The organism is Humitalea rosea, from assembly GCF_003253705.1.
GTDB lineage: Bacteria > Pseudomonadota > Alphaproteobacteria > Acetobacterales > Acetobacteraceae > Humitalea > Humitalea rosea.
In genome coordinates, this window is the sequence record NZ_QKYU01000047.1 from 1 (window position 1) to 13094 (window position 13094).

The following is a 13094-nucleotide window of genomic DNA, read 5'->3' on the forward strand; positions in this document are numbered from 1 at the left end:
CGCACGATCCACAGCACGCCTTCGACAAACATGCGGTTGTCGCGCCCCGTCGAGCCCTTCTGATCCGGCCGGCCGATGATCAGCGGCGCCATCCGTTCCCAAGCCGCCTCGCTCAACACCAATCTGTCCAACACGCCCAAGGCCGCCTCCCCAAAGGCAGCCTTGAATCACGCTCCGCACCTTTCGGGAATCCCTAGAGTCCACACCATCTAGCATTACAGTTGCCTTTTTACCTTGAAGTGGGAAGTGTGTGCCACGGCTTGATGCGCCCTTCGCCATAGCGACCACGCAATGATGTGGGCAGGTCGCATGCTTCGCTGCGCCAGCCTGACGGCGATGCGTCGAATCTCCTGGACCGACCAGCGGATCAGCGCAGGCGCGACAGCGTCCTCATCCTTCGGTGTGTTTTTGGGGGCGTCGCGGCGTTCGCGCGATGCCGAATGGCAGCCATCATCGCAAAGGCCAGCATGACGAGCGAGACGTGGCGATGCCAGCCATGCCAGGAGCGGGTTTCGTTGTGGTCGAGCCCCAACTCGTTCTTCGCGGCCTCAAAGCTGTCCTCGATGGCCCAGCGGCAGCCCTCGACCTTGACCAAGGTCGCGATGCCGGTGCCAGCCGGGCACCAGGTCGAGAAGAACGCCAGCTCCTGATCGGCGATGTTGCGGCGGATCAGCAGGCCGCGCGTCCACAGGCCTGCGTCTGCGACATCGTATTCGTCGGCGTCGAGATCAGCCAACCCCGATAAACCCAGTCGTGCTCACAGGCGCCCTTCGTGCCGTCACCCGCCGACAGCCGCTGCCATCCTGACGGATCGACAGAGCCCGCGATCTGTGCCGCCGTGCCGGCAACCGGCGGCTTGTCCAGCCAGGATCGAAACTGGTGGTTGGCATTGACGCCCAGCACGTAGCCCTTGCCCGCGCGGCGCAGAGCCATCTCCACATCGCCGACGCCGTAGACGCTGTCGGCCGCGAGCCCCGGGCGAAGGGCACCTTTGCCGCAACCGCGCGTTTGATCATGCTGACGGCAAGTCCGGGTTTGGTCGCGAAACCCGTGGCCTGCGGCACATGGGCCGCCGCCATCCGCGCCTTGTCGTCGGTCCAGGCCTTGGGCAGATACAGCGCACGGTCGATGAAGGCGTGGCCGTGCCGCGAGACAAGGGCCGCGAACACGCCGATCTGGCAATTGGTGATCTTGCCCGCCGAGCCGGTGTATTGCCGCCCCACGCCACAAGATGCGCGGCCCTGCTTGAGAAATCCGGTCTCATCGATGACCAGAACAGCATCATCCGCCGCCAGCTTCTTGACGACATAGTCCCGCACGAGGTCGCGCAAGGCGTCCGCATCCCAACGGCCACGGCCCAGGATGGCCTGCTGACGCCACGGGCCAGGATCGCCCGCAGCCTCCGCGCGCATCCATCCGGTTTTGCGCCGCTCATCGCCCAGCAGCCCGTCCAGGAACAGGCCCGCCGAGGCTGCTACCCGACCTTGCGTGAACAAGGGCCGCATCCGCGCCTTGATGTCACGCAGCGAGGTCGCCCAAAGCTCCAGCGTCGTCTCGATCGATGCGCCAGACATCCATGACCTCCCGAATCATGGTTGCCCAGTGATTCAGAAGACGCAGGAATACGCAACTGTAATGCTAGACCGGCCCTGGGGACCAGGCGTGTTGTATGAGGTCGGGTTCTATCTGGCGGAGCACTTCAAGGTGGATTCCGTCGTCACCCTCGGCTGGGATGTCGGGGTTCATAATTCGCCGCAGATGCCGCATTTCTACGACACGCCTCGCCCGAGGTGGTGCGGTTCATCCGCGAATCGCGCGACATCGAAGACATCGCCGAGCGCAACCGATTCCTTCATGACCGTGGCGTGGTTTACAACCGCCCGCGGATCATCCCCGAGGAAGTGGCCGACTGCGCCGCCGTCTCGGCCGATTGGCAGGGCTGGCTGAACGGCAAGGGCATCAAGCTTCAGGTCGTCTCCCGCCAATCGCTCGCTGCCGAAACCATTCCGCGCACGCGCATCGAGAATGAGCTGTAACGGGATGTCTGAACTGCGCGAGTTCCTGGCGGAGCAGAGCCTGAGCCAGGCGCCGCGGGCGGCGGAGTTCGCCCGTATCGTCCAGGCGCTCGACCTTTTCATTCCGGAAGCCTTGCAGGGCGATCTGGTCGATCGGTTGCGCGAAGCGATGCTGGCGCAGGACTGGGACGCCTGGGAGGTCACGCTCGACGCCGTGTGCGAGGGCCATGACCTGGTCTTCAACCGACGCTGGCGCTTCCACGATCGCCGCAGCCTGCGCGTCATGCTGGATGAGATCATGGTGCGGGAGGAGTATTTCATCCCACCGCCATTGCCGGCTGTGCCGGTCTTCATCGATTGCGGAGCGAATATCGGTCTTGCAACCTATTTCGTGAAGCGCCGCCACCCGACCGCCCGCATCATCGCCTTCGAACCGAACCCCGCCATGTTCGCCTGCCTGGAGGTCAATGTCGGGCGCAGCGCCTTTTCCGATGTGCAACTGCACCAGGCCGCGGTGGGCGGCAGCGTCCGTCAGGACATGTTCCAGACAAGATCCGATGCTTCAATGGCCGGCCGCCTGGGCGGGACTGACATGGGCGGGAGCGGTATTCGGGTCGGTGTCGTCCCGCTCTCGGCCATCCTGGAAGCGGAGCCGGAGATCGATCTGCTGAAGGTGGACATCGAGGGCGCGGAGGCGGAAGCGCTACCGGAGGCGAGCAATCTGCTGCGGCGTTGCCGCTTCATCTTCGTCGAATGCCACATGGCCGCACGCGAGCCCGCGGGGGGCACGCTGCTGCCGGTGCTGAACGCCTTGGCTGAGCAGGGCTTCGCCTTCCATGTCGGCCGGACCGCCTGGTCGGAACGGCAGCACAGCTTCCGCCCGCTGCGCCATGCGCATCAGGCGTCGTCGAGCTGCGTCTTCGCAACCCGGCTGGATTGATACCAACTCCCATTGATCAGAACCGATGAGCCCAATCGCGCAGACCGATGGACATGATGCGCCATGGCTGATCGATGAGGCGGTTCCAGTGGTGGCAGCAGTGAGCGACGATGTCGTCATGGTTCTGGAAGACCCGGTTGGAAAGCCAGTTGTCGCGCATGAACTGCCAGACGTTCTCCATCACGTTCAGTTCCGGACATTTCGGCGGCAACGGCAGTAGGGAGATGTTGTCCGGCACTTCGACATCGCCGGAGAGGTGCCAGCCGGCCTGATCGAGCAGCAGCACGGCGTGCTTGCCCGCCGTGACGTTGGTGCTGATCTCGGCCAGATGCAGGTTCATCACCGCGGTGTTGCAGAAGGGCAGGACCAGGGCAGCGCCAGACCCCTCGCGCGGGCAGACAGCGCCGAAGATGTAGGTCGAAGCATAGCGCTGGTCCTGCGGCGCAGAGGGCCTGGTCCCACGCCGCGCCCATCGGCGGGTGATGCTGTTCTTCTGGCCGATGCGGGCCTCGTCGGCGAAGCAGATTTCTACCGCGTCGAGGCTGATGTCCTGCTCGCGCGCGATGCCCGCCAGCGTGGCGGGGAAGTTTTTTTAAATGTCTCGATGGCGCCGATCGCCTGGGCGTGATGCTTCGGCCGGGCCGAGAGCTTGCGATAGCCCAAGGCGCGTAGTTCCCGGCTCAGCGTCTGCATCGAGACCGAAACGCGGAACGTGTCCCACAGCCATTGGCCGAGATCGCACAGCCGCCAGCGCACCACATCGTGGATCGCAGGGATCGGCCCGCGGTCGATCTGGGCTGCCAGCGCCTGGCGGTGTGTGTCGGTCAACAGCGGCGTCGGGCCCGGCGCGCGGCGGTCGATCAGCCCCGCCGGCCCTTCGGCGTTGAACCGCACCACCCAGTCCCTGACGATTTGCAGGGTGACGTTGCTGATCAGCGCCGCCTCCGACCGCGTGCCGCCGTCATAGATCGCCGCAAGAGCCAGCAGGCGGCGGGCCTGGGCCGCGTCCTTGCTACGCCGCGCCAGGCGGCGAAGTTCGGCGGCGTTGAAGTCGACACGAAGGGCAATGGGGGGTGGCATGGTGAGCCTCCGAGGATCACCGGCTTGAATCACATCAGCCCCGCGTCGGGGAATCCCCATTGTGCGTCAGGGGCCACGGGAGTTGGTATGAACCATCGCCGCGGGCGGCGTGCCTCAGCGGGACGGTATGCTTTCCGTTCCCAACGCGCCGGCGGAGATGAGCCTGGCCATCCGCCGTCTGAAGTCGAGGATATAGGCGGGCGCGGCCCCTCTGTCCCGCGCAAACGCCTCAAGGCCCTCCGTGTCGGTCCGGACGCTTTGGCCCGCTTGTGCTGCATCCAGAAACGCGGCGTCCAGCGACTCAAGCGCACGCGCGGCAGTCATGTCCTCCTCCACGGCTCGCGAACCGCCGCCGGTGCGGCGGGCGCCGAGCAACGCTCTGAGAACGAGTGCGGGTGCTATGCCGCGGCTGCAGGTCTGCTGCAGCAGCCGTTCCGCCAGCTCCGCATCCACATGCAGCGCGCGTTCGACGGCTCGGATCGCGAATTCGACGGCGGCTTCATTTATCTTCTGCTGCGCTGCCATGGCGATCGCAGCATTGACCACCTCCGGGGGGCCACCCGACCGCTCAAGATCAAGGGCTGCGCGGAACAAGGCGCGGGACACGGGCACCTGAGGCGCCAGCTGAGCCTTAAGACGCACAAGCAAGTCACGGCCGGCCTCTTCGGAGGCGCCGCCCGCCGCGCGGCCCACAAGATTGACCATGAAACGATCGTCTTCTTCACCGCCGCCGTTGAGTTCCGGCATCACAATGAACGGGCGGTTGTAAATTGGGCCGGCGCGCGGGACGTTTTCACAGGCGTCGACCCATTCGCGGAAGCCTTCGGCATCGAAGCCGGGCGGGGGACCTTGCTCCTGCCGAGACAGGGCTGCTTTCACGCCCTCAGCCACGGGGCAAGGGTCAACATCGCCCGCGACGAGGGTTGGCAAACTTGCCGCATCCCGCAGCGACACGGTCTTTCGTCCCGCCGCGACCCCCTCATATGAGAAGGGGTTCGAAAGGAGGGGTTTTTCGAAAAGCGCGCTGTACCGGAAGCGCTGGGAGCCTGCATCACCCACCAGGGGATTGCGAACCGTGAACAGAAACCCATCCGCCATACCACGCAGCGTGGCTGCGATGGTGTCATAGATCACGGTGGGAACAGCTGGCGCCCCCGGCATTGCCAAGGCGGCGCGAATAAAATCCGGCGCGTACATTTGATTAACGTTGTGAAAATACTCGCGCCAGAAACGGAACCGCTCGCATATCGGCCGAATCCACCATTTTGTTTCTGGATTCAAGCCTTCCATTGTCAAATGGAAGCGGGCGTCAAAGTTGAGTGCGGCGGCTGCATCCTTGCGCGTGGAGTAGTGAGCCTGGTCTCCAAAATAGAAGGGCCGTCCGAATTGTGGCCACAGCACAGCGACTTTTCGGCTATAGGCGGCATGGGGACCTGGTTCAAAAACCGCCCCAGCCGTGCCCTCGGCAAGCAGGGGGATAAAATTGTTGATCTTGTCCTCCGTCTTGTCAGTACGGAGTTTTAACACATCCGCGCGTTCCGGCACCGCCTGCAACCCCAGCCACACGGCGCGGGCCTGGGTATAAAGCATGGTCGGGCCACGGTCCGCATGCTCATGGCTATGCACGACGATGACGTCTCTGACACGCGCCCATGTGACAAACTCGACTTCCCGTTCGACCTCCGGTGTCCAGGTCGAGAGAACGATGCCGTCCAACAATCCATCAGCCCGAAGCCGAAACAACTTCTGCAGCGTCAACGCCGTTTCAAGCGGGAAGCGCAGGAGACCACAGACGACGGCATAACGGGGTATCATCGAGCCGCAACCCCGGAATATGCGTCAGACACGACGGCGACTGCGCCCCGAAGTGCCGACCGCCAATCCGTCTGCTCCAACATCTCGATCGCCACCCATCCCTGATAATTTACCTGTACAAGCATCTCGCCCGCGCGAACATGACCCTCGATCGGCGCCGAGAAATCCGTAAGCTTGGGCTGTGCCGCATGGAAATGCGTGAGTTCCTTCGCACCCTCCGCCACCGCTTGCGCAATGTCTCCGCCGCCGAGCGCCACGCAGGCCGTGTCGAGATGCAGCCGCACCGCTGGGTGATCCACCTGCCGCACCAGTGCCAGCGCCTCCTGCCACGTCAGAAGGAAGTCGGACCCATAGGCGTCGGGCACCGGTTCCATGGCCAATACCAGCCCGACGTCGGCGGCAAGGGGCGCCAGACGGCGCAACCGCTCCGCGGCCAGGTCCAGTGCTGCGGCAGGCCACCGAAACGTCCAAGGCCTGCGCCGCCATACCGATACGGCCAAAATGCGCCGCCATGGCGTCGAAGCCCGCGGCATCACCCAATAGCTGAGCCTGGGGGACGCCGAAGAAAATCGCTTGCAGCGAGGAGGCGTGGAGCCCGTGCGCCACCAGCCGGGCCCGGTAGTCGCGCAAATCCGACGCCTCCAAGGCATCCCAGGCATTGATGCGGGTCGGCGCCACCTCCACACCCCGCGCGCCACCAAGCGCCAGGAGCGCCAGGGCCTCCTCCAGTGCATCGGCTGGCCAGGCGAGGTTGGAAACCGCCAATCCGCTGGCGGTCATGGTGTGGCCATGGCAGTGTCCTGGCTGCGCTCGGCAGCCACGAACCGGCCGATCTCGTCGAGCACCTGCGCGCGATCCAGCACATAGCCGCCGCGCCCGCCGAGTACCTCGGCCTGGCTGGTGCGCAGGTCGTAGAGCGGTGCGGCGGCTGCCGCGCCGACGTGCTTGTCAGGGAAAAAGCGCTCCAGGATCTCCCGCGTCGGCAATGGCTCGGTCGCCAGATGCGCCAGGCGCAGCCCCGCCGCTTCCGCTTTGTCGATGTCGCCGGCCAGGCGCGGCACCGGATACCACTGGAAGGCGGCGGCGGGGTTGATCGCTTCGAGCATGTTGTCGTGCAGCAGGTCATACAGCACGTTCTTTCGCAGGCCCGGCCCGAACAGCGCCGGCAGCCGCAGCACGAGGGCGCCGGGAAACCGGGCGGTGACGAAATCCTCGAGTTCGAGACGGTGCAGCCCATAGGGGTGCAGACCGGCGCGCCCCGGTATCACCGCCTCATCGGCGCCGGCCGAGTTCGCGTAGACATCCACAGTCGAGATCAGCACGAAACGTTCGGCGCGCACCGTCGCGAGCTGGTCGGTCAGCGCGCGGATGGCTGCCCGGTCCGCCTCAGGCTCCTTGTTGGCGAGCCACTTCTTGGCCGACACGCCGGCGCAGACGACGCGGCCGAAGCTGCGGCTGCGGATGTCGCCGATGTTGCGGGAATTGAACAATGCATCGAATGCCCCGGTGACGGCGAGGTTCGAGTCTACGAAGCCGGTATGGCCGATCAGCGCGTTCACGCCACGGGCTCCGCATCGGTCAGGCATGGCAAGGCGGCAGCGGCCCAACTGGTCCCGCCATCTTTCTGGATTGCGTCGAAAAAGGCGATGATCTTCATGAGCACTCGTTCTCGATCAATTTCGAAGTTGACGCTGCTGAAGCCGCCCGGCCACGGCTCGATGCTGCGACCCGAATGATCGTATGTCATCCCCGCACTGAACAGATCCTTCACCTCGTCGGTTTCGGTGAACGCGATGGCGGCCGGATCCTCCTGGATATTCACGCCGTCGTAGATCCGCAGATTGCCCGAGTGGCGCAGGTTGATCGCCGAGGTCAGGACATAGCCGGGCAGGTTGGCGGCCCAACGGTATTTCGCGAGCCCGCCGCCATGCGGCGCCACGAACATGCAGGCACGGGCGATCCAGAACAGGTTCACGCACATCGAAGAGCCGACGCAATCGACGATGCGAACGTTCCGGGATTCGAAGTGCCGGCGGATACGTTCGACCGCTTCGTCCTCCCGCGTCAGCAGCAGCCGGGCCGGGTCGGACGCGGTGAAACTGCGGAACGCCTCGCCCCGACGTCCCCCCCCCGGGGTGTTCAGCCCGTCGATCACAAAGCCCAGATCCGGGTCCACCGCCAGCAGGCGCTCCATCAGCAAGCAGTAGAACGCCGTGAGGTCCGGCAGCGTCCTGTCTTGCAAGCGAAGACCCAGCACGATGAACCGTTTCGGCAGCAACTCATCGACATGCTTGCCGCCGGCATAAACATCGCGCTCCATTTTCTTGATGAACGAGACGTTGGGGTCGAGATTGGCAGCCTGCAGGAGGCGCTGTCGCACCCGGTTGGTCACGAAGTTTTCCTGCACCACCAAGGGCTGAAGCCGGTTTGCCAATGCATCCGCCCCGGCATCGACTATCGTCGCGTGGGCACGGTCGATCCGGCCCTCAAGTTCGGGAAAGATGTTCTCCAACGGCCCGTAAAACTCCAGGCCCTGGGAACTTCCGAGCACATAGACGCGCTTAAGTGCAGGCGCTTGATCGGACACCTCGTGCACCAGACGATCGACGATGGACATGTCGTTACATATGTAATGACCGAGGTGCGCTTTTTCAGGCGGGCGCAAAATCAGCGCGAACCCGACCTTGGCCGCGTTCTGCGTCGCCGCTAGCGCCCGCGCTGTGTCCCAGAAGCGCCGAAACAATTGGCCGAGGAAAAATTCCAGGTCGCTGCGGGCGTCTTGCCGCATGTTCTGATAGTCGCGGGTGACCAGGGCGCCTGTCGTCGGAAAAAACAGCCCCAAAGACTTCATCTGCTTGCCGTTCGCCAGGGATACCAGGACATACCAGACCAGGTTCTGCTTCCTTTCGGTACAGCGCAGCACAATGAACCGATTATGGATGGGGATCGAGACGACGTCGTCCACATCGCCAGGCTGGCTGATGGCCGGCCAGCGCAACGCCCCCCTTTCCACGGCGTCGATGACGTGGGACGCCCAATCCACATCCAGCGCGCGCGCCGCGGCGGCAGCATCCAGGGTGGTGGTTGCACTGACCGGGATCGGTGTCGCCGCAAGGTCCGTGACATCGACGTGCTGCCGGATCAGGCCATGCTTCGGCATGATCCGCGCCAGGCTTCTGACCGTCCGTTCACCGAGCAGTCGCAGGATCTGCCATGGCCGGCCGAACGCGAAATCATTGTTGGTGAAGATTGCGACGATGAAGGACCGCAGCTTGTCCGCGATGCGATCCGCCAGCGCCTGATCTGCCGCGGAGGCGGAATGGTGGCGCAGTGCCATGACATTGTAGGTCTGGACACAGCCCGCAGCGTCCGCCAGCCAAACTGCATGCGATCCCGTCGGATTTTTTACCTGGATCAGGAACCAGTCGTCCACCGCCAGCACTCCGGCTTCCCAGGGCGCGAACTGACCCATCACGACGTCCGACCCGCCCGGCATCGTCAGGGTAACGTTACCGCCAGGCGCGCGGATCACGAATCTGCGCGGCACCTCAGCAAGCTGAAGCCAGTCATAGGTCGTCATGCCGCTCATACCTTGGAACTCCTCAAGGTCGCCGGATCTCAGGCGACAATCGTGACGATGTCATCGCGCAGCGTGGTCTCTGTCTCCCCGCTGGCGGACACCGTCATCTCCAGCAAAGATAGGACACGCTCGGTCGCGGTGAAAATGGTGTCCACCTTGCCGGACATTACGGTGAAGATGCGGCCGTGGCGCGCGATGGAACATGAGCGGTCGTCATGGTTGCCGACCGGCTTCGTCTTGATGGCGAGCTGCGGTCCCACGAAGCTGAAGACGTCGCGGAAGGCGGGAAAGTAGTGGCTGATCTGCGCTTCCATCTCCTGGACCTTGGCCTGAACCATCGCGCCATTCACCTCCGCCAGGCGCGCACGCGCCTCGCCCGATGTCGCATACTGTCCAAGCGGCGTGTGCGCGACGGAGGAGAGCGTGTAGATCTGCGGATCCTCGGTCGGATAGACGGAACAAAGCGGGCCATCGACCAGCGTGATCGCCGGGAAGTCCACTGGGCCTTCGTAGTAGAGCAACATCGTCGGCTCGTAGAAGACCTCGATCGCCGGCTGCGTGAGGTGGCCCCAGGTCGCATCGATCATGAAATCAAAAATCTTGCCGTCCACCATGACGTGCCCGGCCGTCTCCTCGACGCGCCCGACACGATGGCTAAGCACCAGTCGTGTGCCGAGCTTGCGCTGGAAATAGTCCCGCGCTCGGCTCATCATTAGCACGCGCTCCTGAGTCGCCAGCGTGCCTGAGACATGCTGAAGCGTCACGGGTGAGGTGCCGAGTTCGGAAAATTCAACGCCTGTTGCCGTCATGATCAGGCGATAAGTCGAAAAATCCATCGAACTGTCATAGGTCGGCACAGCGTAAATATTATGGCGGATCGGGCCGGACAGGCTCGGGTAGCGTTCGACGAAACGCAGGAAGCCATCGCGCGACTGCATCCGCGTGCCATGGTGCCGCGGATAGTGGAACCCCTGATGCAGCCGGAACTGGTTGTTGCCCGATGCCTCGTGGAATGGCCGGCTGTGTTGCTCGAACACCTGCACCTCCATGCCCAAAGCATCGAGCGCCATTGCCAGGTGGCAGCCGTACCAGCCGGCTCCCACGATCGCGAATCGCATATATGCCTCCTGAAGATGCGTCGAGGTAGATGGGAAAGAGCGTGCTTCGTGCCGTGAACCGCGGCCAAGTCGCTCTGAATCTGCTGCCTGCAAGCGCAACAATAATACACCGCGTCCTACCCAATCTCGACGCCTCCCAGTGTGGCCTGTTAACACCGTTTGATCAATGTCGCGAACGGCGGAGCTCCCGATGCAAACCGGAAGGCGCACTCCAATTTTTGTGATGTGTAACTCAGCCGACGCCCCTCGTAAGTTGCGTGGGGGCGGGGGGCGAAGGCGGCAGCAAGCGCGCAAACGGTCGCAGGTCCAGTTCGCGCTCACCCGACAAGGCGCGAGCGAGCGCCAGCGCTTCGGCCTGCGAGGGCGACGGCGTGCGGCCCAGCATCTGCGCCATCAGCAGGAAGGGCGGCGCGCCGGTGTCGGGCGATACGTAGCTGAGGTAGCGCTCGGCCTGCTGCGTCACGACGACATCTGGCCGCGCCATGACCACCATCTCCTCGTGGAACCAGCGGGTGCGGCAGAACAGGATGCGCTGGAAGAAGAAGGACAGGGCCGATAGCGAGTTCTGCAGCTAACTGTCACCGAAGATCAGCAGCGTGCCGCGCGCGGTCGGTGCGTCGCTTTCGGTTAGGACTAGCCGGCCGTCATTGACCGGCCGCTGGTAATCATGCGGCAGCCCGTTTTCGAAGGTGCGAATGGCGTGCGGCACGCGAATGATAACGGTCGGTTCGTCTTGCTTGGGATCGAGCTTGCGCCCGAGGTCGCCGCAAAACGCCTGCGGGGCCGGGGCTAGGCAGTTGCGCATTGCCTGCTCGGCCGCAGCGACATCCGCGGGATCGCGTTCGCCGGCAAGGGCGACCAGTCGGGCCGCGATGATCTTGCCGTGCGGCGCCCAATGCGTGTCCGTGCGGTAATAGGTGCGCCCCTCGGTCTCGGCGCGCATCTCCGCGACCGGGTCGATCACGCCGACGCAGCCACCATCCGCGTATTGCCGTGCGAGGCTGCCGGTGCTGGCAAGCGGGAAGGCGTCGGTCACGACCCGGTATTTCTCGGGGGCGATCATGTGCGCGAAGGCGAAGCCGCCCCTAGCCGCGGCTTCGCGCCGGCCCTGTAGGTTGGCCTGCATGTTAGCAATGGAATCATCGCGGATGACGACCTCGCCGGTCGCGAAGCGAAGCACGCCATGGTTGCCGCCGGCGAGATACAGTTCCTGATCCGCACCGATCAGGACTTCGCTCTCTGTATGCCAGGCGCTCATATCTATGGCCATGCTCAAACCTCGATTCTGGCGGTAATGGATTTAGAGCGCAGCCTTGCGCCAATGACGGCGGGAGGCAGGCCCACGCCACTAGCCCGACGCATCGGGGGACCCTCGCTGCTCTTTTTGGGCGCAAATCAGCCGCGAACCGCATGCGCCGCTGCGGCTACGCCCCTATATTGTGCTTGCTTAGGAAAGCCAATAACCTGTCCCCCTAGCCCCTCCTATTCATCGAGGTGGTCGACAACATCGCCGATGGGTCGGACGAGGTGTCGGGCGAGCGATATTGCCCGGCGGTTCGGGTGGGTCGGCTTCGTGGTGTGCGGCGTTGGGGGTTGATGTCGTGTGATGTGGGCGGGGCATTGGCCCCGCCGGTCATGGCCCGGCTGGGTGAAAGCTGCGCGCGATGCCGCGGAACAGCGCGGCGTTGGGGCAGGCAGCGGCGAAGGCGATGCGGACGCGGCTGGCGGTCTCGATGACGCGGCCTGCGATCTTCAGCAGGTTCAGCCGGATCGTGCTGAACTCGGCGCTGGCCAGCGGGTGCGGCTTCGGGATGCGCTCGCGCAAGCTCAGCATCAGCCAGTAGGCGGCGGTGTGCAGGACGAGGCGGCACTGGTTGGCCAGCGGCACGAGGTGCGGTCGGATGCCAGTTGGGTCTTGTGCAGCTTGATCAGGTTCTCGGCCTGGCCACGCGCGCAGTAGAGGCTGTCGTAGACCCATTCGGCGCTGCCCTGGGCGGAACTGGTCACCACAAAGCGGATGTCGAGGCCCTTGGTGGTGGCCTCGATCCGGGCCACCACACGGCGCTCCCGCGACCACGACCGGGCGCGGTAGCGGGTCGGCGATGAGGGCCGCAAGCCGGTCGCAGATGCCGAGGCGGCGCTCGGCGGCAGCGAGCAGCAGCACGCCGCCATCCGAGGTCAGCCGTCCGCCGTCGAAAGCCACCGTCAGCTTCTTGCGGACGACCGCTGGAAAGCCGAACGGCTCGGTCATATCGTCGTCCATGGCGGGTGTGGCGCGCTCCGATTGGGCTACGGCTTGGTCTCGGCACCCAATTCCGTAAATATAATCAGCCGCTTACGCTACATCCGCCAGCCGGTTTTGCAGCCCGCGGTGAATAAGGCGGGCTAGGTGGTGTGGACACTTATCTCAGCCAAAGGATGGTTGCGGCGAGGATAACGACGCTGAGGTAATTCCTGGCGGTTTTCTCGTAGCGGGTTGCCACGCGGCGAAACTGTTTGAGCTTGCTGAAGCAGCATTCGATCAGGTGGCGCTGGGCGTAGAGATG

At 64.3% G+C, this 13094-nt stretch carries 13 protein-coding genes and 3 pseudogenes; 2 read left to right on the top strand and 14 right to left on the bottom strand.

Annotation, left to right across the window (positions count from 1 at the left end):
- From C8P66_RS22755 to C8P66_RS22760, 3 genes and pseudogenes are all read right to left on the bottom strand, one after another.
- Nucleotides 1–140: pseudogene (locus C8P66_RS22755) on the bottom strand (IS5/IS1182 family transposase); the annotation flags it as partial.
- 227 nt (nt 141–367) lie between these two features.
- Nucleotides 368–736 carry a hypothetical protein gene (locus C8P66_RS24875; protein WP_456303654.1) on the bottom strand — a complete coding sequence of 123 codons (369 nt, stop codon included), beginning with the start codon at nt 734–736 and terminating at the stop codon, nt 368–370.
- The gene (locus tag C8P66_RS22760) at nt 729–1574 is read right to left on the bottom strand and encodes an IS701 family transposase (RefSeq protein ID WP_456303655.1); all 846 of its coding nucleotides are present in this window, start codon (nt 1572–1574) and stop codon (nt 729–731) included. Before C8P66_RS22760 ends, C8P66_RS24875 begins: the two co-directional genes overlap by 8 nt.
- A gap of 216 nt (nt 1575–1790) precedes the next feature.
- Between C8P66_RS22760 and C8P66_RS22765 the strand changes: the two genes are divergently transcribed.
- Both C8P66_RS22765 and C8P66_RS22770 read left to right on the top strand, forming a co-directional pair.
- Complete coding sequence (locus tag C8P66_RS22765; protein ID WP_111400582.1) at nt 1791–2036, top strand: hypothetical protein; 246 nt, start codon at nt 1791–1793, stop codon at nt 2034–2036.
- 4 nt (nt 2037–2040) lie between these two features.
- Nucleotides 2041–2955, top strand: a complete 915-nt coding sequence (locus C8P66_RS22770; protein ID WP_111400583.1) for an FkbM family methyltransferase — start codon at nt 2041–2043, stop codon at nt 2953–2955.
- 16 nt (nt 2956–2971) lie between these two features.
- On the opposite strand, the gene C8P66_RS22775 is transcribed toward C8P66_RS22770, so the two are convergent.
- From C8P66_RS22775 to C8P66_RS22830, 11 genes and pseudogenes are all read right to left on the bottom strand, one after another.
- A protein-coding gene (locus C8P66_RS22775) for an IS630 family transposase (RefSeq protein WP_211314254.1) occupies nt 2972–4035 on the bottom strand; the annotation gives its coding sequence in 2 pieces (ribosomal slippage) (nt 2972–3490 and nt 3493–4035; 1062 coding nt in all).
- 114 nt (nt 4036–4149) lie between these two features.
- On the bottom strand, nt 4150–5793 hold the full coding sequence (locus tag C8P66_RS23690) for a hypothetical protein (protein WP_146423037.1): 1644 nt from the start codon (nt 5791–5793) through the stop codon (nt 4150–4152).
- 53 nt (nt 5794–5846) lie between these two features.
- Nucleotides 5847–6584, bottom strand: a complete 738-nt coding sequence (locus tag C8P66_RS23965) for a TIM barrel protein (protein ID WP_111400587.1) — start codon at nt 6582–6584, stop codon at nt 5847–5849.
- Nucleotides 6585–6626: 42 nt separating this feature from the next.
- On the bottom strand, nt 6627–7409 hold the full coding sequence (locus tag C8P66_RS22795) for a Rossmann-fold NAD(P)-binding domain-containing protein (RefSeq protein ID WP_211314253.1): 783 nt from the start codon (nt 7407–7409) through the stop codon (nt 6627–6629).
- Nucleotides 7406–9439 (bottom strand): hypothetical protein, encoded by a 2034-nt coding sequence (locus C8P66_RS22800; RefSeq protein WP_111400589.1) that lies wholly within the window; start codon nt 9437–9439, stop codon nt 7406–7408. The genes C8P66_RS22795 and C8P66_RS22800 overlap by 4 nt, the downstream gene beginning before the upstream one ends.
- Nucleotides 9440–9468: 29 nt before the next feature.
- Nucleotides 9469–10548 carry an FAD-dependent oxidoreductase gene (locus tag C8P66_RS22805; RefSeq protein ID WP_111400590.1) on the bottom strand — a complete coding sequence of 360 codons (1080 nt, stop codon included), beginning with the start codon at nt 10546–10548 and terminating at the stop codon, nt 9469–9471.
- A 232-nt stretch (nt 10549–10780) separates the two neighbouring features.
- On the bottom strand, nt 10781–11032 hold the full coding sequence (locus C8P66_RS22810; RefSeq protein ID WP_146423038.1) for a hypothetical protein: 252 nt from the start codon (nt 11030–11032) through the stop codon (nt 10781–10783).
- An 87-nt stretch (nt 11033–11119) separates the two neighbouring features.
- Nucleotides 11120–11806: an alginate O-acetyltransferase AlgX-related protein gene (locus C8P66_RS22815; protein ID WP_158537361.1), complete on the bottom strand. Its 687-nt coding sequence runs from the start codon at nt 11804–11806 to the stop codon at nt 11120–11122.
- 375 nt (nt 11807–12181) lie between these two features.
- Nucleotides 12182–12663, bottom strand: a pseudogene (locus C8P66_RS22820) (transposase); the annotation flags it as partial.
- Nucleotides 12664–12700: 37 nt separating this feature from the next.
- Nucleotides 12701–12811 (bottom strand): annotated as a pseudogene (locus C8P66_RS24610) (hypothetical protein); the annotation flags it as partial.
- A gap of 139 nt (nt 12812–12950) precedes the next feature.
- On the bottom strand, nt 12951–13094 hold a 144-nt coding region (locus C8P66_RS22830), incomplete at its 5' end, for a transposase (RefSeq protein ID WP_146423039.1).

What these genes read in the sequence shown, in the direction of transcription:
- C8P66_RS22800 (WP_111400589.1), bottom strand. Translation starts at nt 9,439, where the DNA reads ATGAGCGGCATGACGACCTATGACTGGCTTCAGCTTGCTGAGGTGCCG.
- C8P66_RS23965 (WP_111400587.1), bottom strand. Translation starts at nt 6,584, where the DNA reads ATGCACTGGAGGAGGCCCTGGCGCTCCTGGCGCTTGGTGGCGCGCGGG.
- C8P66_RS22770 (WP_111400583.1), top strand. Translation starts at nt 2,041, where the DNA reads ATGTCTGAACTGCGCGAGTTCCTGGCGGAGCAGAGCCTGAGCCAGGCG.
- C8P66_RS22760 (WP_456303655.1), bottom strand. Translation starts at nt 1,574, where the DNA reads ATGTCTGGCGCATCGATCGAGACGACGCTGGAGCTTTGGGCGACCTCG.
- C8P66_RS22805 (WP_111400590.1), bottom strand. Translation starts at nt 10,548, where the DNA reads ATGCGATTCGCGATCGTGGGAGCCGGCTGGTACGGCTGCCACCTGGCA.
- C8P66_RS22810 (WP_146423038.1), bottom strand. Translation starts at nt 11,032, where the DNA reads ATGGCGCGGCCAGATGTCGTCGTGACGCAGCAGGCCGAGCGCTACCTC.
- C8P66_RS22815 (WP_158537361.1), bottom strand. Translation starts at nt 11,806, where the DNA reads ATGAGCGCCTGGCATACAGAGAGCGAAGTCCTGATCGGTGCGGATCAG.